At 66.3% G+C, this 20,001-nt stretch carries 23 protein-coding genes; 18 read left to right on the top strand and 5 right to left on the bottom strand.

Annotation, left to right across the window (positions count from 1 at the left end):
* The first annotated feature begins 73 nt into the window (after positions 1-73).
* The 4 genes from AC4PTB_RS16415 (at position 74) to AC4PTB_RS16400 (ending at position 2,715) form a co-directional block, all read left to right on the top strand.
* The gene (locus AC4PTB_RS16415; protein WP_492190932.1) at positions 74-862 is read left to right on the top strand and encodes an exodeoxyribonuclease III; all 789 of its coding nucleotides are present in this window, start codon (positions 74-76) and stop codon (positions 860-862) included.
* A gap of 67 nt (positions 863-929) precedes the next feature.
* Positions 930-1,841, top strand: a complete 912-nt coding sequence (locus AC4PTB_RS16410; protein ID WP_492190931.1) for a tetratricopeptide repeat protein — start codon at positions 930-932, stop codon at positions 1,839-1,841.
* 26 nt (positions 1,842-1,867) lie between these two features.
* The gene (locus tag AC4PTB_RS16405) at positions 1,868-2,506 is read left to right on the top strand and encodes an LON peptidase substrate-binding domain-containing protein (RefSeq protein ID WP_492190930.1); all 639 of its coding nucleotides are present in this window, start codon (positions 1,868-1,870) and stop codon (positions 2,504-2,506) included.
* The gene (locus tag AC4PTB_RS16400; RefSeq protein ID WP_023915684.1) at positions 2,503-2,715 is read left to right on the top strand and encodes a Trm112 family protein; all 213 of its coding nucleotides are present in this window, start codon (positions 2,503-2,505) and stop codon (positions 2,713-2,715) included. Before AC4PTB_RS16405 ends, AC4PTB_RS16400 begins: the two co-directional genes overlap by 4 nt.
* On the opposite strand, the gene AC4PTB_RS16395 is transcribed toward AC4PTB_RS16400, so the two are convergent.
* Entirely contained in the window at positions 2,712-3,938 is a 1,227-nt protein-coding gene (locus tag AC4PTB_RS16395) for a UbiH/UbiF/VisC/COQ6 family ubiquinone biosynthesis hydroxylase (RefSeq protein ID WP_492190929.1), read from the bottom strand. The two genes, AC4PTB_RS16400 and AC4PTB_RS16395, sit on opposite strands and share 4 nt — an antisense overlap.
* A 79-nt stretch (positions 3,939-4,017) precedes the next feature.
* On the opposite strand from AC4PTB_RS16395, the gene AC4PTB_RS16390 reads away from it, so the two are divergent.
* From AC4PTB_RS16390 to AC4PTB_RS16375, 4 genes are all read left to right on the top strand, one after another.
* The gene (locus AC4PTB_RS16390; protein WP_492190928.1) at positions 4,018-5,334 is read left to right on the top strand and encodes an amidase; all 1,317 of its coding nucleotides are present in this window, start codon (positions 4,018-4,020) and stop codon (positions 5,332-5,334) included.
* 117 nt (positions 5,335-5,451) lie between these two features.
* Complete coding sequence (locus tag AC4PTB_RS16385; RefSeq protein ID WP_492190927.1) at positions 5,452-6,630, top strand: aminotransferase class I/II-fold pyridoxal phosphate-dependent enzyme; 1,179 nt, start codon at positions 5,452-5,454, stop codon at positions 6,628-6,630.
* 12 nt (positions 6,631-6,642) lie between these two features.
* On the top strand, positions 6,643-9,780 hold the full coding sequence (locus AC4PTB_RS16380; RefSeq protein WP_492190926.1) for a DNA translocase FtsK: 3,138 nt from the start codon (positions 6,643-6,645) through the stop codon (positions 9,778-9,780).
* An 83-nt stretch (positions 9,781-9,863) separates the two neighbouring features.
* Positions 9,864-10,475, top strand: coding sequence for a LolA family protein (locus AC4PTB_RS16375; protein ID WP_492190925.1), 612 nt, complete (start codon positions 9,864-9,866; stop codon positions 10,473-10,475).
* 7 nt (positions 10,476-10,482) lie between these two features.
* On the opposite strand, the gene AC4PTB_RS16370 is transcribed toward AC4PTB_RS16375, so the two are convergent.
* On the bottom strand, positions 10,483-11,058 hold the full coding sequence (locus AC4PTB_RS16370) for a transglycosylase SLT domain-containing protein (RefSeq protein ID WP_492190924.1): 576 nt from the start codon (positions 11,056-11,058) through the stop codon (positions 10,483-10,485).
* Positions 11,059-11,245: 187 nt separating this feature from the next.
* On the opposite strand from AC4PTB_RS16370, the gene hspQ reads away from it, so the two are divergent.
* Positions 11,246-11,572, top strand: coding sequence for a heat shock protein HspQ (gene hspQ / locus AC4PTB_RS16365; protein WP_013069021.1), 327 nt, complete (start codon positions 11,246-11,248; stop codon positions 11,570-11,572).
* Here the strand turns inward: hspQ and AC4PTB_RS16360 are convergent.
* Both AC4PTB_RS16360 and AC4PTB_RS16355 read right to left on the bottom strand, forming a co-directional pair.
* Entirely contained in the window at positions 11,565-12,056 is a 492-nt protein-coding gene (locus AC4PTB_RS16360; RefSeq protein WP_492190923.1) for an ATP-binding protein, read from the bottom strand. The two genes, hspQ and AC4PTB_RS16360, sit on opposite strands and share 8 nt — an antisense overlap.
* Entirely contained in the window at positions 12,046-12,393 is a 348-nt protein-coding gene (locus AC4PTB_RS16355) for an STAS domain-containing protein (RefSeq protein WP_492190922.1), read from the bottom strand. Before AC4PTB_RS16355 ends, AC4PTB_RS16360 begins: the two co-directional genes overlap by 11 nt.
* A gap of 91 nt (positions 12,394-12,484) precedes the next feature.
* On the opposite strand from AC4PTB_RS16355, the gene AC4PTB_RS16350 reads away from it, so the two are divergent.
* Together AC4PTB_RS16350 and AC4PTB_RS16345 are read left to right on the top strand one after the other, a co-directional pair.
* Positions 12,485-12,940: a GAF domain-containing protein gene (locus AC4PTB_RS16350; protein ID WP_492190921.1), complete on the top strand. Its 456-nt coding sequence runs from the start codon at positions 12,485-12,487 to the stop codon at positions 12,938-12,940.
* A gap of 38 nt (positions 12,941-12,978) precedes the next feature.
* The gene (locus AC4PTB_RS16345; protein ID WP_492190920.1) at positions 12,979-13,632 is read left to right on the top strand and encodes a pseudouridine synthase; all 654 of its coding nucleotides are present in this window, start codon (positions 12,979-12,981) and stop codon (positions 13,630-13,632) included.
* 126 nt (positions 13,633-13,758) lie between these two features.
* On the opposite strand, the gene AC4PTB_RS16340 is transcribed toward AC4PTB_RS16345, so the two are convergent.
* On the bottom strand, positions 13,759-14,340 hold the full coding sequence (locus tag AC4PTB_RS16340) for a LabA-like NYN domain-containing protein (protein WP_492190919.1): 582 nt from the start codon (positions 14,338-14,340) through the stop codon (positions 13,759-13,761).
* 96 nt (positions 14,341-14,436) lie between these two features.
* Between AC4PTB_RS16340 and folK the strand changes: the two genes are divergently transcribed.
* The 7 genes from folK (at position 14,437) to acpS (ending at position 19,980) form a co-directional block, all read left to right on the top strand.
* A complete protein-coding gene (gene folK / locus AC4PTB_RS16335) occupies positions 14,437-15,072 on the top strand; it encodes a 2-amino-4-hydroxy-6-hydroxymethyldihydropteridine diphosphokinase (protein WP_492190918.1) in 636 nt (211 codons plus the stop codon).
* A 60-nt stretch (positions 15,073-15,132) separates the two neighbouring features.
* Positions 15,133-15,486 (top strand): DNA-directed RNA polymerase subunit omega, encoded by a 354-nt coding sequence (gene rpoZ / locus AC4PTB_RS16330; RefSeq protein WP_492190917.1) that lies wholly within the window; start codon positions 15,133-15,135, stop codon positions 15,484-15,486.
* A gap of 18 nt (positions 15,487-15,504) precedes the next feature.
* Positions 15,505-17,622, top strand: coding sequence for a RelA/SpoT family protein (locus AC4PTB_RS16325; protein ID WP_492190916.1), 2,118 nt, complete (start codon positions 15,505-15,507; stop codon positions 17,620-17,622).
* Between the two features lie 21 nt (positions 17,623-17,643).
* Positions 17,644-18,315 carry a DUF2062 domain-containing protein gene (locus AC4PTB_RS16320; protein ID WP_492190915.1) on the top strand — a complete coding sequence of 224 codons (672 nt, stop codon included), beginning with the start codon at positions 17,644-17,646 and terminating at the stop codon, positions 18,313-18,315.
* Positions 18,316-18,376: 61 nt separating this feature from the next.
* Entirely contained in the window at positions 18,377-19,120 is a 744-nt protein-coding gene (locus AC4PTB_RS16315) for a pyridoxine 5'-phosphate synthase (protein ID WP_492190914.1), read from the top strand.
* A 15-nt stretch (positions 19,121-19,135) separates the two neighbouring features.
* Positions 19,136-19,582: an ABZJ_00895 family protein gene (locus tag AC4PTB_RS16310; protein ID WP_492190913.1), complete on the top strand. Its 447-nt coding sequence runs from the start codon at positions 19,136-19,138 to the stop codon at positions 19,580-19,582.
* Positions 19,579-19,980 carry a holo-ACP synthase gene (gene acpS, locus AC4PTB_RS16305; RefSeq protein WP_492190912.1) on the top strand — a complete coding sequence of 134 codons (402 nt, stop codon included), beginning with the start codon at positions 19,579-19,581 and terminating at the stop codon, positions 19,978-19,980. Before AC4PTB_RS16310 ends, acpS begins: the two co-directional genes overlap by 4 nt.
* Positions 19,981-20,001: the final 21 nt, after the last annotated feature.

The raw sequence follows: 20,001 nt of genomic DNA, 5'->3' as shown, positions 1-20,001 counted from the left end.
AAGAGGGGGCGCCCGAAGGCTTGCCCTTTTCGCGGCGCCGGGCAATGCTCGCGCAGCCCAAAGGAGCCTGCCCATGACCTTCACCCTTGCCACCTGGAACATCAACTCGGTCCGCCTGCGCGAAGCGCTGGTGTGCAAGCTGATGACCGAGGAGGCGCCCGACGTGCTCTGCCTGCAGGAATGCAAGAGCCCGGTCGACAAGATCCCCTTCGCCGTCTTTGCCGAGCTGGGCTACCGCTATCACGTCGCGCGCGGACAAAAGGGCTACAACGGCGTCGCGATCCTGTCGAAACTGCCGATGGTGGAGGCGGGGGCGGGCGATTACGCCAACCTTGGCCATGCGCGCCACATCGCCGGGCGGCTGGAAAACGGCGTCACCATCCACAATTTCTACGTGCCCGCAGGCGGTGACATTCCGGACCGGACCGAGAACGAGAAATTCGGCCAGAAGCTCGATTTCCTCACCCATATGCGCGACGATTTCCACGCCCAGCGGCCGGACCGGGCGATTCTGGTCGGCGATCTGAACATCGCGCCGCGCGAAGACGACGTGTGGAACCACAAGGCGCTGCTCAAGATCGTCTCGCATACGCCGGTCGAGGTCGAGCATCTGGCCGCGGCGCAAGAGGCGGGCCGCTGGGTCGATGTCACCCGCGCCGATATCCCCGAGGGGCAACTGTATTCCTGGTGGTCTTACCGCTCGCCCGACTGGGACGGCGCCGACAAGGGCCGCAGGCTGGATCACATCTGGGCGACGCCCGATATCGCGGGGGCGGCGCATGGCAGCCGCATCCTGCGCGCGGCGCGCGGCTGGGAGCAGCCCTCGGATCATGCCCCGGTCTTTGCGACATTCGATCTTTGAACGGCGCCCCTTGGCGCGGCCCGGGCGGCGGCGCATATAGGGGCAAAGATCTAAAATGAGGACCTCCATGTTCGGAACCGACACGAAACCCGCGCAAACGTTCGTCAAGGATGTCTCTGAGGCGACCTTCATGGCCGAGGTGGTCGATGCCTCGATGGCCGTGCCGGTCATCGTCGATTTCTGGGCGCCCTGGTGCGGCCCCTGCAAGACCCTCGGCCCGCAGCTGGAAGCCGCCGTCAACGCGCTCAAGGGGCGCGTGGTGATGGCCAAGATCAACGTCGACGAGAACCAGCGTCTGGCGCAGGTTCTGGCGCAGCAGGGCCTTCCGCTGCAATCGATCCCGACCGTCGTCGCCTTTTATCAGGGCCGTCCGGTCGACATGTTCCAGGGCGCCATTCCCGCCTCGCAGATCAAGACCTTTGTCGAGAAGCTGGCGGGTCTGGCGGGCGATGGGGGCTTGGGCGAGGCCCTCGCCGCGGCCGAGGAAATGCTGGCCGAGGGCGCGGCGGTCGATGCCGCCGAGACCTTCGCCGCGATCCTGGGCGAAGAGCCCGAGAATGCCGAGGCCTACGGCGGCCTGGTGCGGGCGCATCTGGCGGCGGGCAATCTGGAGCAGGCCGAGCTGATCCTGGCGGGGGCGCCCGCGAAGATCGCGACCGCTGCCCCGGTCGAAGCCGCCCGGGCGCAGGTGGCGCTGGCGAAACAGGCCGCGAAGGCCGGGCCGCTGGATGAGCTGAAGGCGAAGCTTGCCGCCGATCCGAACGACCATCAGGCCCGCTTCGATCACGCCACCGCGCTGCATGCGGCGGGGCAGGTCGAAGAGGCCGTCGAGGAACTTCTGGAGCTGTTCCGCCGCGACCGCGACTGGAACGAGGGCGCGGCGAAGACCCAGCTTTTCACCATCTTCGACAGCCTCAAGCCCGCCGATCCGATCGTGGTCAAGGGACGGCGGCGTTTGTCGTCGATGATATTTGCCTGACGGCGGGGGCGGGCTATCTGATGCGGATGATCAAACCCAGTGACCTGCCTGCCCAGATCCCGCTCTTCCCGCTTCCGGGGGCGCTTTTGCTGCCCCGGGGGCGGCTGCCGCTGCATATCTTCGAGCCGCGCTATTTGCAGATGATCGAAGACTGCATGGCGACCCCGCACCGGCTGATCGGCATGATCCAGCCCTGCAAGGGCCGCGACGGTGCGCAAAAGCTCTCCGCCATCGGCTGCGCCGGGCGGCTGACCGGCTTTTCCGAAACCGAGGACGGCCGCTACATGATCACGCTGTCGGGCGTGTCGCGGTTCCGGCTGCAGCGCGAAATCCCGGGCAGCTGCCCCTATATCCGCGCCGAAATCGGGTGGACCGATTTCCCGCGCGACATCGGCGCCCCCGAACATGACCCCGGTTTCGACCGCGACGGGCTTCTGGACCTGCTGGGTCGCTATCTGCACAGCCAGGGTCTGGATACCGATTGGGAGGCGCTGAAAGATGCCGAGGATGAATTCCTGATCAATGCGCTCTCGATGCTTCTGCCCTTCGAGCCCGAGGACAAGCAGGCGCTGCTGGAAGCACCCAGCCTGCCGACCCGGCGCGAAACCCTGGTGACGCTGATGGAATTCGCGCTGCATGGCGGCATCGAGGAGCGCCCGCAATGACCGATGGCCTGCCGCAGCTTGTCCCCGAGGCCGAGCGCGGCGGCTTTGACCGGCGCATGCTGGAGGCCCTTGTCTGCCCGCTGACGCAGGCGCCGCTGCACTATGATGCCGAGCGGCAGGAGCTGGTGTCAAAGGCCGCGGCGCTGGCCTTTCCGATCCGCCGCGGCATTCCGATCATGCTGGTCGACGAGGCCCGGCCGCTCGACTAGATCTGCCGCCCCTGCAGCAGTTTCGGCTGCGGACCCGCAAGCCCCGCCGCCTGTCGCATGAAGCCGCGCCGCAGCGGGCCGATCGCCTGCACGATCCCCATGCCCAGATCGCGCCCTGCCCGCAGGATCGGATTGTCGTTCGAAAAGAGCGTGTTGACCGTGTCCATCCCAAGCGCGAGCGTGGTGGCATCAAAGCGGCGCCACAGCTGATAGCGTTCCAGCGTGTGAATCGAGCCGATATCCTCGCCGCGCCGCATCGCGCCGATCAGCACCTCGGCCAGGGCCGCGACATCGCGCAGGCCAAGGTTCAGCCCCTGACCGGCAATCGGATGCACCCCATGCGCCGCATCGCCCACCAGCGCCACCCGGTCCGCCGCATAGGCCCTGGCCAGCGTCAGGTTCAAAGGATAGCTGAAGCGCGGCCCGACCAGGCTGATCTTGCCCAGAAAATCGCCAAAGCGCGGCCGCACCAGCTCCATGAAATCATCATCGGAAAGCTTCGCGATCACGGCGGCATTCGCCTCGGTCTCGCTCCAGACGATCGAGGAACGGTTGCCGGTCAAGGGCAGGATGGCGAGCGGCCCGTTCGGCATGAACAGCTGATAGGCGATGCCGTCATGCGGTTTTTCATGCGCCAGCGCCGCGACCAAGGCGGTCTGGCCGTAGCCCCAGCCCTCGCGCCCGATCCCGGCGCGTTCGGCCACGCCCGAGCGGCGCCCGTCCGCCCCGATCAGCACCCGCCCCGACAGGCTCTCGCCATTCGAAAGCGTCACCCGGATCGCGCCCGGAACGACCTCCTGCGCCACGACCGAGGTTTCGGAAATGAGTGTGATGCGGGGATTCGCCTGCATCGCCGCCAGAAAGGCACGATAGAGGAAGCGATCCTCCAGCATGTAGCCGACCGGCTTCTGATCCAGCTCGCGGCTGTCGAAATGCAGAAAGAACGGCGCGGCGCCTTCGCCCGGGCGGCCGTCGAAGGCTTTCACGTCGTTGATCGGCTGCGCCTGATCGGCCACCGCGGGCCAGAGCCCGAGCGCGGCCAGCAATTTCTGCGACGCCAGCGCCAGCGCATAGGCGCGGCCGTCGAAAGCGTCCCCGGCCCGGCGCTGCGCGGGGGCGGCGTCGATCACGGTGACGGAAAGGCCCGCGCCCGCAAGGGCAAGGGCAAGCGCGGGGCCATTCAGACCACCGCCGGCGATGAGAACGTCGTGAACCTGTGTCATGCGCCCAATATGGCGCGGACAGCGGGATTGTCCATCGCCTGCGCGCCCGTTAGCCTGCAAGAAAACCAAGGGGGATGCGATGCTGGAACGGTTCTGGTCGGCGGCGGCGCAGGGGCGGGCGATGGCGGCGGGCAGGCTTGACCCGGTCGAGATGGTCGAGGCCTATCTGGACGCCGCTGCGGGGCGCAGCGATGTCTATGCCCGGCTGACCCCCGAACGCGCCCGGTCCGAGGCGATGGCGGCCCGGACCCGGTTGCTGGGCGGTCTGGCGCGCGGGCCTCTGGAGGGAGTCGCGCTGAGCTGGAAGGATCTGTTCGACACGGCGGGCATCGCGACCGAGGCGGGGTCGCAGCTGCTGGCGGGCCGGGTGCCCGCGACGGATGCCGTGGTGCTGCAGGCGGCGACGCTGATGGGCACGGTCTGTCTGGGCAAGACGCACATGACGGAGCTGGCCTTTTCCGGGCTTGGGATCAACCCGATGACCGCGACGCCGCCGAATGCGGTGACCGCCGGTCTGGCGCCGGGGGGATCGAGTTCCGGGGCGGCGGTCTCGGTCAAACTGGGGCTGGCGGCGGCGGCGGTGGGGTCGGACACCGGCGGCTCGGTGCGGATCCCGGCGGCCTGGAACGATCTGGTGGGGCTGAAGACGACCGCGGGGCGGGTGTCGACCGCGGGCGTCGTGCCCTTGTGCAAGCGCTTCGACACAGTCGGGCCGCTCGCCCGCACGGTCGAGGATTGCGCGCTGGTTCTGGCGGCGCTTGAGGGCCGCGCCGCCCCCGATCTGCGCGGGGCGACGCTGGCGGGCGCGCGGCTTCTGGTGCTTGACGGGCTGCCCTTCGCCTCCGCGCGCGAAGCCCCGGTGCGCGGGTTCGAGGCGGCGGTGAAATGCTTTGAAAAGGCCGGTGCAAGGATCGAGCGCCGGGCGCTGCCGATGCTGGAACCGGCCATGGACCTGTCCGGCATTCTTTTCGCCCCCGAGGCTTACGGCCTTTGGGCCGAGGTGATCGAGGCCGCGCCCGAGAAGATGTATCCGGTGATCTTGCAGCGCTTTCGTGGCGGGGCCGGCATCGCTGCGGCGGATTACGTCAAGGCCTGGGAGGATCTTGCGCGCTACCGGGCCGACTGGCAGGCGGCGGTGGCGGGCTATGATGCCGTGCTTGTGCCGACCGCGCCGATCCTGCCGCCCGATGCGGCGCGTCTGCTGACCGACCCGGCCTATTTCGCCGCCGAAAACCTGCTCGCTCTGCGCAACACCCGCATTGCCAATATCTTTGGCCTGTGCGCCCTGACCCTGCCCACGGGCGAGCCGATGTGCGGGATTTCCCTGATCGGCCAGCCGATGCAGGAGGCGGCGCTGTGCCGTCTGGGCTGCGCGGCCGAGGCGGCGCTTGGCTGAAAAGTCACAATCCCGCTTACCCAATGGCGCAGCAGATGCGCTTTTTCTGGACGTGGCCCACAAGCTTGGGTAGTTTTGGCGCAAACGGGGCGAAACGACCCCGGAGATGAGGCATAGATGGAGTTTCCCGAGCGGTTTGCGAACCTGCCCGAATATGCGTTTCCGCGGTTGCGGACGCTGCTCGACCACCTGAAACCGGGGGGCGAGCCTGTTGCCATGACCATCGGCGAGCCGCGCCACCCGATGCCTGATTTCGTCGGGCCGGTGCTGGCGCAAAGCCTGTCCGAATTTGGCCAGTATCCGGCCAATGACGGCACGCCCGCGCTTTTGGCGGCGATTTCCGGCTGGCTGGGGCGGCGTTACAACGTCTCGGTGGCGGAAAACCGGCTGATGGTGCTGAACGGCACGCGCGAGGGGCTGTTCAACGCCGCCATTGCGCTCTGCCCGGAAACCAAGCGCGGCAAGCGCCCGGTCATTCTGGTGCCGAACCCGTTCTATCAGGTCTATGCCGTCGCGGCCGCGACCGTGGGGGCTGAGGTGGTCTTCGTTCCCGCCAGCGAAGAGACCGGCTTCCTGCCCGATTACGAAAGCCTGCCCGCCGAGATCCTCGATCGCACGACGATCGCCTATCTCTGCTCGCCCGCCAATCCGCAGGGCTCGGTGGCCGGTCGCGACTATCTGGCCCGGCTGCTGGCGCTGGCCGAGAAACACGATTTCCGGCTGTTCTCGGACGAATGCTATTCCGAGCTTTGGCGCACCGCGCCGCCGCCCGGCGCAATCGAGGTGGCGGCCGAGACCGGCACCGATCCCGAGCGCGTGGTGATCTTCCATTCGCTGTCGAAACGCTCGAACCTGCCCGGGCTGCGGTCGGGCTTCTGTGCCGCCGGTCCGCAGGCGATGCAGCGCATAAGGCAGCTGCGCGCCTATGCGGGCGCGCCCCTGCCGCAACCGATTCAGCGCGTTTCGGAACGTGCCTGGGCCGACGAGGCGCATGTGATCGAAAACCGCGCGCTTTATGCGGAAAAATACGCCGATGCCGCGGAAATCTTCAGCGGTGTCAACAGCTTCCGTCTGCCCGAGGGGGGCTTCTTCCTGTGGCTGCCGGTCGAGAACGGCGAGGAAGCGGCGGTGAAGCTGTGGACCGAAACCGGGGTCCGTGTCCTGCCGGGGGCCTATCTGGCCCGCGACGTGGAGGGCGAAAACCCCGGCAAGGGCTATATCCGGGTGGCTCTGGTCGCCCCAAGAGACGAAACGCGGCGCGGGCTGATCAGGCTGCGCGACTGCCTGTTCACGTAAGGAGGGTTCAGCATGGCATCCTTTCAGGCGCGGCAACGCGAACCGCTGCTCGATCAGGACACGCAGGCCGTTCTGGAACGCCGCGGGCGGGAACTGCTGGGCGTGGTCTTTATTGCGCTTGCCGTGATGACGACGCTGATGCTGGCCTCCTATTCGCCGGAAGATCCAAGCTGGATGGCGGTCTCGGATGCGCCGGTGCAGAACTGGCTGGGCCGGATCGGGGCGGGCATCGCCTCGCCCTTGATCGTGATCGTCGGCCGCGGCGCCTGGCTGTTGCCGGTGGCGCTGGCGATCTGGGGCGGGCGGCACATCCTGCACCGCGGTGAAGAGCGCGTCACCGGCCGGATGGTCTTTCTGCCGATCGCGATTGCGGTGGCGGCGGTCTATGCCGCGCTGCTGGTGCCGGGCGCCGAATGGGGCCGTGCCTATGGTCTGGGCGGCAATTTCGGTGACATGATCGCCGGATCGCTGTTGGGGCTGTCGCCGGTCGAGGGCTCGATCGGGCTGAAGCTGATGACCGTGGTGATGGCGGTGCTGACGCTGCTGATCACGCTTTTCGTCACCGGCTTCGACCGTCTGGAACTGGGGGCGCTGACCCGGTTTCTGATGCTGGGCACGGTGGCCAGCTATGCCGCGGCGATGACCGCGCTGGGCAAGGGCGCGTCGGCCTCGGTGCGGATGGCGCGCGAGGCGGCCGAGCTGGCGCGCGAGCGCCGGGCGCAGGCGGCGGCGCTGGCGCAGCAGCAGGCCGCCTGGCAGGCGCAGCAGGGCTGGCAGACGGGCGCGCAATATGCGCAGCCGCAACGCTCTGATATCGTGCGCGCCGCTGTCGCCTCGCGGGTGCGCCGTCCGGTCGAGCCGGAACCGGCCTATGCCCCCTATGACATGTATGAGGCGCCGGAGGCCGAACTGGTCGAGCCGATGCAGGCCTGGCCGATGCCCGAGGCCGACGCCCCCAGCGAAGACCGGATCAAGGCGCGCATCCAGCATGCGGTGAAGACCCGGACCCCCGTGCCGACGCCAATGCCGATGCCTGCGCCGATGCCGAACCCGGTCGCCGCGCCGCAGATGCGCGCCGAACCCGAGCTTTACGCCGCGCGTGTGCCCGCCCAACCCGCGCCGCAGCCCGAAGCCCCGGCCTCGGTTCTGGCGGCGGTCTCGGCGCGGCTGGCCCGTGGCCCGAAGACCCCGGCTGCGCCGCTCCGGCGTGTTGAGCCGCCGCTGCAGGCGCGTCCGCGCTACATGCCCGGCCCGGCTGCCGCTGCGCCCGCCGTGATGCCTGTCGTGCCGCCGGTTGCCGCGCCGATGATGGCCGCGCCCGCGATGACGGCCCCGCCGATGCCCGCGCCGCAGGACCCGGACTGGTCGCAGCCGATGGCGGCGGCGCGTCAGGGTGAGGCGTTTTCGGCCGGGGACAGCTGGGAAGAAGAAGCCTTCGAGCGCAACGTCTTTTCTGATCTGGGCGAGGATCTGCCGCCGCCCGCGCCGATGCCGAAGATTTCGGCGCTGCGCGCCACCGTGGCCCCGCCCGCGCCCGACCGGCGCGTGGTGGCGCCTGTCCGCAAGCCGGTGGCGCCCTCGAAACAGGCGATCGCCGAGGAACAGCCCCCTCTGCGCTTCGAGACGCCGGAAAAGCCTGCCTATGAGGTGCCGCCGCTCAGCCTTCTGACCAATCCGGTCTCGATCCAGCGCCATCAGCTGTCCGATGAGGCGCTGGAAGAAAACGCCCGCATGCTGGAAAGCGTGCTGGATGATTACGGCGTCAAGGGCGAGATCGTCTCGGTCCGGCCGGGTCCGGTCGTCACCATGTATGAGCTGGAACCGGCGCCGGGGCTGAAAGCCAGCCGGGTGATCGGTCTGGCCGATGACATCGCGCGCTCGATGTCGGCGCTGTCGGCGCGGGTCTCGACCGTGCCGGGGCGCTCGGTGATCGGGATCGAACTGCCCAATGCGCATCGTGAAAAGGTGGTGCTGCGCGAGATCCTCTCGGCGCGCGATTTCGGCGACAGCAACATGCGCCTGCCGCTGGCCTTGGGCAAGGACATCGCGGGCGAGGCCGTGGTGGCGAACCTGGCGAAGATGCCCCACCTGCTGATTGCGGGGACGACGGGCTCGGGGAAATCGGTGGCGATCAACACGATGATCCTGTCGCTGCTTTACAAGCTCTCGCCCGAGGAATGCCGGTTGATCATGATCGACCCGAAGATGCTGGAACTGTCGGTCTATGACGGCATTCCGCATCTGCTCTCGCCCGTCGTCACCGACCCGAAAAAGGCCGTCGTGGCGCTGAAATGGGTCGTCGGCGAGATGGAGGAGCGCTATCGGCGCATGTCGAAGATGGGCGTGCGCAACATCGAGGGCTACAACGGTCGCGTCCGCGAGGCGATGGAGCGCGGCGAGATGTTCAAGCGCACCGTGCAGACCGGCTTTGACGAGGACACCGGCGAGCCGGTCTTCGAGACCGAGGAATTCCAGCCCCGGCCCTTCCCCTATATCGTCGTCATCGTCGACGAGATGGCCGATCTGATGATGGTGGCGGGCAAGGAGATCGAGGCCTGTATTCAACGGCTTGCGCAGATGGCGCGGGCCTCGGGCATCCACCTGATCATGGCGACGCAGCGGCCTTCGGTCGATGTCATCACCGGCACGATCAAGGCGAACTTCCCGACCCGGATTTCCTTCCAGGTCACGTCCAAGATCGACAGCCGCACCATTCTGGGCGAACAGGGGGCCGAGCAGCTGCTGGGCATGGGCGACATGCTTTACATGGGCAATGGCGCGCGCATCACCCGGATTCACGGGCCCTTCGTCAGCGACGAGGAAGTCGAGGAAATCGTCAGCCATCTGAAGAGCTTCGGGCCGCCCGAATACATGTCGGGCGTGGTCGAGGGGCCGGACGAGGACGCGGCCTCGGATATCGACGCGGTGCTGGGCCTTGGCAACAGCGGCAACGATGCCGAGGATGCGCTTTACGATACGGCGGTGGCGATCGTGATCAAGGATCGCAAATGCTCGACCTCCTATATCCAGCGCAAGCTGGGCATCGGCTACAACAAGGCGGCGCGGCTGGTGGAACAGATGGAAGAGCAGGGCGTGGTGACGCCCGCCAACCATGTGGGCAAGCGCGAAATCCTGGTGCCCGAGCAATAAGGGCGCAGGAAAGTGATCCCGGCCCCGCGCGATGTGACCCGCGCGGGGCTTTTTCTTTTCCCGATCTGCGGTAAGGTTCCGCCATGACCCTGATGCGTTTCGCCCCCGTGGCCGCCCTTCTGCCCGTTCTGATGCTTGCCCTTGCCGCCCCGGCCTGGGCGGAGAAGATCCCTTTGGCCCAGCTTTCGGCCTATCTGAACGGGCTGACGACGGCCGAGGCGGCGTTCACCCAGGTCAATGCGGATGGCTCGAAATCGACCGGCAAACTGTATCTCAAGCGGCCCGGGCGGATGCGGTTCGAATATAGCGATGACAAGACGCTGGTGCTGGCCTCGGGCGGGCAGGTGGCGATCTTCGATCCGAAATCGAACCAGATCGCCGAGCAATATCCGCTCAAGCGCACGCCGCTGAACCTGATCCTGGCCGACCGGATCGATCTGGCGCAGGCGCGGATGGTGGTGGGCCACGAGGCGGAGGGGGCGAATACCGTGGTGGTGGCGCAGGACCCGCAGACCCCCGAATATGGCACGATCCGGCTGGTGTTTTCCGCCAATCCGGTCACCTTGCGGCGCTGGGTGATCACCGACGATACCGGCGCGAAGACGGTGGTGATCCTTGATCAGCTGAAACCCGGGGCCGATCCGGGCGCGCGGATGTTCTCGATCGTGGCAGAGACCGAAGCGCGCAAGCGATAACCCGGCCTCAGCGGCCGCAGCGGCTCAGCTGGCTGCGATACATCTCGGCGCGGGCGGCGACCTTGTCTGCGACGGCCAGAAGCCAGCCCTTGTCGTTGTAGCTGCCCTTGGCATAGCCCGAGCGGCCCTCGTGATAGGCGAGATATTGCTCCCGGGCGTTCCATTTCGAAATCCCGAGCCGGTTGGCGGAGCCGTCCATGTACCAGCCCATGAAATCGGTGGCATCGGTGATCCGGGTGCGTTTCGCGCCCCAGGAATTGGTGTCGCGCTTGTAGTCTTCCCAGGTCGAATCAAGCGCCTGGCTGAAGCCATAGGCCGAGCTTTGCCGCCCGATCGGGATCACCCCCAGCGCGTAGCGATGCGGGGTCTTGGCATTGGGGATGAACTTCGATTCCTGATGGATCGTCGCCATCTGCACGTGCACGGGCACGCCCCAGCGCTTTTCCGCGCGACGCATCGCCTTGAAATAAGCGGGCTTTTCGCGCGCCAGCAGGCAGGCGTTGTCAAGATTGCGCGGCGCTTTTCCGCCGCCGCCACAGGAGGCGACGGCCACGAGAACGGCCAACATCAGGAATTTTTTCATGTCTGCTCTGCCAGCTCGGCTTTGTTTTGCCGCAGTTTAGGGAATTTCGCCCCGCAACGAAAGCGAAACCGTGTCGCGAAGCCGTGAGCACTGTTGGGCGCGCGCCCACAGATTGTTTCCGGCCCCGGGTGGGGCGGCGATGGACAGGCAAGGCTGCAAGGTTTAAAAATGATGATCGGGGGTAACCATGCAGACGACGCTTGCCAAATATCATATCGGTCAGATCGTCCGACATCGCAAACACCCGTTCCGCGGGGTTGTCTTCGACGTGGATGCGATGTTTTCCAACACCGACGCCTGGTACGAGGCGATCCCGGAAGAGAGCCGTCCCGCCAAGGATCAGCCCTTCTATCATCTTCTGGCCGAAAACGATCAGACCTATTACGTCGCCTATGTGTCAGAGCAGAATCTTCTGCCCGACAATTCCGGCGAGCCGATCGACCACCCCGATCTGAGCGATCTGTTCGGGGATTTCGAAGACGGGCGTTACCCGTTGCAGTTCCAGCTCAACTGACGGCGCCGGATTTCAGCGGCAGCCGGAACGCCAGCAGGTTGCGGCCGTGTTCGCGGTGATAGCCCAGATCCTCGACCAGGTCGCGGATCAGGAACCAGCCGAAACCGCCCTCGGGCAGGGTGTCGGGGGCCGGGCGCTGCGAATCGTCGATGCCGAGGTCGAGGCAGGCATGCGGCAGCTCCACCCCGTCATCGCTGATCGAGCAGCTCAGCCCGCGGTGATCGCGCACCAGCGACAGCGTGATCGTGCCATGCCCGGTGTCGCCGTAGCCGTGTTCGACGATGTTGTTCAGCACTTCGGCCAGAACCAGCTCCAGCGTGCCGGCCTCGTCTTGCGACAATTGCCGCAGGAACCGGGCCAACGCGGTGCGCAGGGCGAAACGGACCGAAAGCGGATCGGCCGCGAAGGAATGGTGGAAGATCTTCGCCTCGGGCCTTGGCACCTCGCTCGGGCTGCGGCCTGATTGGGGGCGGTCAGCCAACATGGCGTAGCCCCGCCCGCAAGGCCGCCTCGACATTTTCGTGCATGACGAAGACCGAATCCATGCGCGTCAGCCGGAACACCCGTTCGACATTCGCCGTCAGCCCCGCCAGTTCCAGCCGCCGGTCCGGGACCAGCGATTTCATCACCGCGACGACCGCGCCCAGCCCGGAGCTGTCAAGGAATTCCACCTGCGACATGTCCAGCACCACCCGCGTGCCGGGTTGGCTGGTCACTTCCCGCATCCGCTCCTTGAAGCGGATCGCGATGGCGGCATCGAGACGTTCCTCGTTCACCGAAACGACCAGCGCGCCTCCGCGTGTTTCCGCATAAAGATTCATCTTGCCACTCCGGCCCCGAAAGATTTGGTTCAGACTAAGGCCGAAAACTTACCAATCCGTATCTGACGGAAAGAATGATGAAAGAGGACCGATGAGCTTTGACCCCGTGGCGCTGGCCCGCACCATCGCCGCCCTGACGGCAGGCGAGACCGACGAGGTGGCGCTGATGGCCACCCTCGCCTGCGAGATCCACCATGCCGACGACCGCTTCGACTGGACCGGCTTTTACCGCGTCACCGCGCCCGGCGTGCTGAAGATCGGCCCCTATCAGGGCGGGCATGGCTGTCTGGTGATCCCGTTCACGCGCGGCGTCTGCGGCGCCTGCGCGCGCGAGGGCCGCACCCAGCTTGTCCCCGATGTCGAGGCCTTTCCGGGCCATATCGCCTGCTCCTCCTCGACCCGGTCGGAACTGGTGATCCCGGTTTTTGGCGCGGGCGGGCGGCTCATCGGTGTGCTCGATATCGACAGCGATCAGCCCGACGCCTTCACCGAGGCCGATGCAAGGGCGCTGGAAGCGATCCTGGCCGATGTCTTCGGCGCGCTCTGAGGCTTGACGCCGCGCCGCCCCCGCGCCATGCCGGGCCGATGACCGAGCATGTCTACACGCCCCCGTCCGAGCCGCCGCGCATCCTGCATGCCGATCACGAAATCCTCGTGGTCGACAAGCAATCGGGGCTGCTTTCCGTGCCGGGCAAGGGCGATCACAAGGCCGATTGCCTGATCGAGCGGCTCAAGGGCGCCTATCCGCAGGTGCTGCTGGTGCACAGGCTCGACGGCGACACCTCGGGGGTGATGGTTTTCGCGCTGACCGCGCATGCGCAGCGCCATCTGGGGCTGCAATTCGAGACCCGGCAGACGAAAAAGCACTATCTGGCCCGGCTCTGGGGGCATCTGGAGCCGCGCTCGGGCCGGGTCGATCTGCCGCTCTGCGTTGACTGGCCGAACCGGCCGCTGCAGCATGTGGACCCTGAAAACGGCAAGCCCGCGCAGACCGACTGGAAGGTGCTGCGCCACGATCCCGACGGCACGACGCGGGTGCGGCTGATGCCGCTGACCGGGCGCAGCCATCAGCTGCGGGTGCATATGCGCGAGCTGGGGCATCCGATCCTTGGCGATCCCTTCTATGCCACGGGGGCTGCCCGCGATTTTCCGCGGCTGATGCTGCACGCCGAAAGCCTGCGCCTGCGCCACCCCGATGGCGGGCAGTTCATGACCTTCACCGCGCCCTGTCCGTTCTGACCCCCGGCCCCGCCCGCGGGGGCAAGTCTCCCGGGGGGGCGGGGCCGCGTCCCGCTCAGCGCAAATGAAAAAGACGGCGGGAGTGGACCGCCGTCTTTTCCGTTTCTGTCCTGGGCGCTCCGGCGCTCAGCTTTCCGCGCTCTCCGCCGAGGGGGCGGGGGCCGCGATCTCGCGCGGTTCGCGCGGCGGGCGGCCGATCACGTCGCGCAGCGCGTCAAGCTCGATGAAATTATCGGCCTGACGGCGCAGCTCGTCGGCGATCATCGGCGGCTGGCTGCGGATCGTCGAAACGACCGACACCCGCACGCCCATCCGTTGCAGCGCCTCGACCAGCGGGCGGAAATCGCCGTCGCCCGAGAACAGCACCGCATGGTCGAGCCGCGGCGCGAGTTCCATCGCATTCACCGCCAGTTCGATGTCCATGTTGCCCTTGACCTTACGCCGCCCCATCGAATCGGTGTATTCCTTGGCGGGCTTGGTCACCATCGCGTAGCCATTGTAGTGCAGCCAGTCGACCAGCGGCCGGATCGGCGAGTATTCCTCGTTCTCCAGCAATGCGGTATAGTAGAAGGCCCGCACCAGCTTGCCGCGACGTTCGAATTCCTGACGCAGCAGTTTGTAGTCGATGTCGAAGCCAAGCGCCTTCGCGGCCGCATAAAGATTGGACCCGTCGATGAAAAGGGCCAGTCTTTCGTCCTTGTAAAACATCATAAGTCCTTTCGTCGTGGTCCCGCGGCGTGGCGTCCGGAGTGGTTGACGGGGAAAAATTGCTCTACCCAATACGCCGCGAGAACCAGTTCAGCAGTGCTTTCTAACAAGCGCAGGGAGGTCGAGATATCTGTCTTTAAAGATAATAGCACATTTTTAATTGCGCTAGGGGCGAATCTTGCCGCCGAGGCGGGCACACCGGCTCAATCTCTGGTTGCGGCGCTGAAAATGCTGCCCGGGGCGGGAATCCGGCTCTGCGCGCTCAGCCGATTCTGGCGATCTCCGGCCTTTCCGGCCGGGTCGGGGCCGGATTACGTCAATGCCTGTGCCGTGATTTCTGCCGCGATGACGCCTGAAACGGTGCTTGCGGCGCTGCACCGAATCGAGGCGCGGCTGGGGCGACGCCGGGAAAAGCGCTGGGAATCGCGCGGGATCGACCTGGATCTGCTGGCCTGCGGCGAGGCGATCCGCCCCGATGCCGCGACCGAAGCGCTTTGGCGCGGCCTGCCGCTGGACGCACAGATGCAGCGCGCGCCCGAGACGCTGATCCTGCCGCATCCGCGTCTGGCCGACCGGGCCTTCGTGCTGGCGCCCCTTGCCGAGATCGCGCCCCTGTGGCGTCATCCGGTCACCGGAAAGACGGTCGGCGACATGCTGGCGGCGCTTGATGCGGCCGAAAAAGCGGCGATGGTGCCGTTTTCTGTTCCTTTCGACGGGCAGGGCCGCTTGTAAAGACCCCGGGAAGGGGCTAAGGGAGAGGTTCACACCTCCCCCTTTGGTCTGGAGTTGCCGATGGCCCGCGTGACGGTTGAAGATTGCGTTGACAAGGTTCCGAACCGCTTCGAGCTGGTGATGCTTGCCGCCCACCGCGCCCGTGAGGTTGCGGCCGGGGCGCCGATCACCGTCGAGCGTGACAATGACAAGAACCCGGTGGTCGCGCTGCGCGAGATCGCCGAGGAAACCCAGCTGGCCGATGATCTGCGCGAGCGTCTGATCGAAAGCAACCAGACCCAGATCGAGGTCGACGAGCCGGAAGAAGACGCGATGGCGCTTCTGATGTCGGGCGAAGTCGACCGGCCCCGCGTCGACGATATGGACGAGGAACGGATGCTGCGCGCGCTGATGGATGCGCAGGGTCGCGACTGACAAGGGGTTCGAGCGCGGATGATCGATGTCGAAGACCTGATCGCGCTCGTTCGCAACTACAATCCCCGCTGCAACGCCGATCTGATCCGTCGTGCCTATGCCTATGGGCTGAAGATGCACGACGGGCAGTTCCGTCACTCGGGCGAGCCCTATTTCACCCATCCCGTCGCCGTTGCCGCGATCCTGACCGAGCAGCGGCTGGACGATGCCACCATCGTCACCGCGCTGCTTCATGACACGATCGAGGATACCCGCTCGACCTTCACCGAGGTCGAGGGGCTGTTCGGCACCGAGGTCGCCGAGCTGGTCGATGGCGTCACCAAGCTGACCAATCTGCAACTCGGCTCTTCGGCCAGCAAGCAGGCGGAGAATTTTCGCAAGCTGTTCATGGCGATGTCGAAAGACCTGCGGGTGATCCTGGTCAAGCTGGCCGACCGGCTGCACAACATGCGCACGATCAAGAGCATGCGGCCCGAGAAGCAGGCGCAGAAGGCCCGCGAGACGATGGAGATCTTTGCGCCGCTGGCGGGCCGGATGGGCATGCAGTGGATGCGCGAGGAACTTGAGGACCTCGCCTTCAAGGTGCTCAACCCCGAGGCGCGGACCTCGATCATCCGCCGCTTCGTGTCTTTGCAAAAGGAATCGGGCGACGTGATCTCGCAGATCACCGCCGATATCCGCAACGAGCTGGAAAAGGCCGGGATCGAGGCCGATGTCTTTGGCCGCGCCAAGCGCCCGTATTCGATCTGGCGCAAGATGGAGGAGAAAAGCCTTACGTTTTCAAGGCTTTCCGACATCTACGGTTTCCGCGTCATCACCCGCTCCGTGCCCGATTGCTATGCTGTTCTGGGGCTCATTCACCAGCGCTGGCGCTCGGTGCCGGGGCGGTTCAAGGATTACATCAGCCAGCCGAAATCGAACGGCTACCGCTCGATCCACACCACCGTTTCGGGGCGCGACGGCAAGCGGGTCGAGGTGCAGATCCGCACAAGGCAGATGCATGAGGTCGCCGAGGCGGGCGTGGCCGCGCATTGGTCTTACCGCGATGGCGAACGGGCGCTGAACCCCTTTGCCGTCGATCCGGCGAAATGGCTCGCCTCGCTCACCGAACGCTTCGCCGAGGGCGACCACGACGAATTCCTCGAGAACGTCAAGCTCGAGATGTATTCCGATCAGGTGTTCTGCTTCTCGCCCAAGGGCGATGTGATCAAGCTGCCGAAAGGCGCGACGCCGATCGATTTCGCCTATGCGATCCACACGCGGATCGGCAATTCCTGTGTCGGGGCCAAGGTCGACGGCATCCGGGTGCCGCTTTGGACGCGGCTGAAGAACGGCCAGTCGGTCGAGGTGATCATCGCCGCCGGACAGCGTCCGCAGGCGACCTGGCTGGATATCGTTGCCACCGGCCGCGCCAAGGCCTCGATCCGCAAGAGCCTGCGCGAGGAAGACCGGACCCGGTTCGTGAAACTGGGGTCGGAACTCGCCCGGGTGGCCTTTGAACATGTCGGCCGCAAGGTCTCGGACAAGGCTTTGCGCACCGCGGCCAAGACCCTTGGCCTGCCCGACGAGACCGAGGTTCTGGCCCGGCTCGGCTCGGCCGAGCTGACGGCGCGTGAGGTGGTCGAGGCGCTTTACCCCGAACTGGCCGCCCGCGGTCCCGAGACGGTCGATCCCGGCCGCGCGGTGATCGGGCTTGGGGCCGATCAGACCTTCCATCGCGCCAAATGCTGCCAGCCGCTGCCGGGGGAACGCATCGTCGGCATCACCTATCGCGGGCAGGGCGTGGTGATCCATGCCATCGACTGCCCCGCGCTCGAGGAATTCGAGGACCAACCTGGCCGCTGGGTCGATCTGCACTGGCACGAGGGCAGCCACCCTCCGGTCTATTCGGTGGCGCTGAAGATCACCATATCGAATGACGCCGGGGTGCTTGGTCATATCTGCACGCTGATCGGGGCGCAGAAGGCCAATATTTCCGACCTTCATTTCCTTGACAAGAAACCGGACTTTTACTCGCTTCTGGTAGAGGTCGACCTGCGCGATGCGGAACATCTGCACCGGCTGCTGACGGCGCTGGAAGCCGAGACCGATGTGGCGCAGGTGCAGCGCTGGCGTGATCTGTCGCGCAAGCCCTGAGGCAAGAACGGAAGGCGGAACGTGGTTTTCAAGCGGCGTGAGAAGCGGAGCTGGGGCGAGTCGACGCGCGATCTGGTCTGGCCCCGCACCGGCTGGCTGCGGGCGCTGAGCTATATCCGCCACCGTCTCACCCGTCTGCCCGACAAGCCGCACCGCATCGCCCGGGGCGTTTTCGCGGGCATCTTCGTGTCCTTCACGCCCTTGTTCGGCGTGCATCTTCTGGCGGCCGCGCTGCTGGCGAAACTGATGCGCGGCAATGTGCTGGCCTCGCTTTTTGCCACGCTGGTCGGCAATCCGCTGACCTTTCCGCTGATCGCGCTGGTCTCGATCAAGCTTGGCCATGCGATGCTGGGGCAAAGCTACGATCCCGCCCATGCCGCCGGGTTGCTCGATGTCTTTGCCGATGCTTTCGCCGATCTGCGCCACAATCTTCTGGCGATCTTCACCCGTGATGAGGCGCATTGGGAGGGGATGGCGGATTTCTTCTATGGCGTCTTTTTGCCCTATACGCTGGGCGGGATGGTGCCGGGCATTCTGGGCGGCCTTGCGGGCTATTTCATCGCCCTGCCGCTGGTCACCGCCTATCAGAACCGCCGCCGGCTGCGGCTCAAGGAGCGGCTGGCGAAACTGGCCGCGAAGCTGCCGCATCCGCCCGTGGTCGGCGCCTCCGATCACGAGGACGACAGGGGCTGAGCGGCATCTTCCCTCGGCCGCCGCGCTTCGCCATAGTGGCCGCATCTGACCGGAGGTTTCCATGACCCGTTCCCTGCGCCTTGGCGTGAACATCGACCACGTCGCCACCGTCCGCAACGCCCGTGGATCGGCCTATCCGAGCCCGCTGCGCGCGGCCCTGATGGCCGAGGCCGCCGGGGCCGACGGCATCACCGCGCATCTGCGCGAGGATCGCCGCCACATTCGCGACAGTGACATGGCCGAGCTGCGGGCGAATCTGAAAGTCCCGCTGAATTTCGAAATGGCGACAACGCTGGAGATGCAGCGCATCGCTCTGGCGACGCGGCCGCATGCGGTCTGCCTTGTGCCGGAAAAGCGGCAGGAGCGCACCACCGAGGGCGGGCTTGATGTCGCGGGCGATCAGGCGCGGCTGACCGCCTATATCGCGCCCTTGCGGCAGGCGGGGGCCCGGGTGTCGATGTTCGTCGGCCCCGATCCGCGGCAGATCGAGGCCTCGGCGGCGATCGGCGCGGCGGTGGTGGAACTGCACACCGGCCATTATTGCGACCTGCATTACGAGGGCCGTTTCGCCGAACGCGATGCCGAACTGAAAGCGCTGGAAAAGGCCGCGACGCTGGCCGCAAGCCTTGGGCTGGAAGTGCATGCCGGGCACGGGCTGACCTATGAGACCGTCGCCCCCGTCGCCGCCATCCCCGAGATCAAGGAGCTGAACATCGGTCATTTCCTGATGGCCGAGGCGCTGTTCATCGGGCTTGAAGCCTCGATCGCGGAAATGCGCCGTATGATGGATGAAGCGCGCCGCTGACCGAAAGGGGCAAGAATGCCGATCCTGCGCTATGGGCTGATTCTGATCCTGACCGGGCTGGTCGTCTCGGGCCTCGTGCTGGTGCTGGAGCGCTTCGCCGGGGTCGATCTGGCCTCGGCCGGCATCGCTGCCGTGCCGGTCTTCATGACCGCGATGATCGAGGGGCAGTTCTTTGCCAGGCGCAGCGGCCGTCTGCCCGCGCGGGCCGAGGCGCTGCGCTTTGCCGTGCTGGCGACGGCGGTCAACCTGATGCTGCTCGGCCCGGCGCTGGTGCTGATCTCGCTCGGTGATCCGGCCTTGCTCACCATGTTGCGCGGTTTCGATGCGGTGCTGTGGTCGGTGATCCTGGGGCTTGTCGTCGTGATCACCTTCCCGGCCTCGTATCTGTTCTACGGGCAGGGCGCCCGCAGCCAGCTGCGCGCCGCCGAGCGGCAAAAGGCCCGGGGCCGGGGGGCGAAATGATCCTTGGTATCGGCTCGGATCTGGCCAATATCGAACGTATCGCGGGCACGCTCGCCCGCTTTGGCGACCGTTTCCGCAGCCGCGTTTTTACCGAGACCGAGATCGCCAAGGCCGAGCAGCGCGCCGATGTGGCGGGCACCTATGCGAAACGCTGGGCCGCGAAAGAGGCCTGTTCCAAGGCGCTCGGCACCGGCCTTGCGATGGGGATTTCCTGGAAGGACATGTCGGTGGCGAACCTGCCTACCGGCCAGCCGGTCATGCATCTGACCGGCTGGGCGGCGGAGCGGCTGGCGGCGATGACGCCGCCCGGTCATCAGGCGGTCGTGCATGTGACGCTGACCGACGATCACCCCTGGGCGCAGGCCTTCGTCGTCATCGAAGCGCGTCCGCTTGCTTGACTTGCCCCCCGCATCGGGCCA

It is taken from the genome of Rhodobacter sp. 4.3.4 (assembly GCF_058724655.1).
This window is presented reverse-complemented; position numbering and strand designations above follow the sequence as displayed.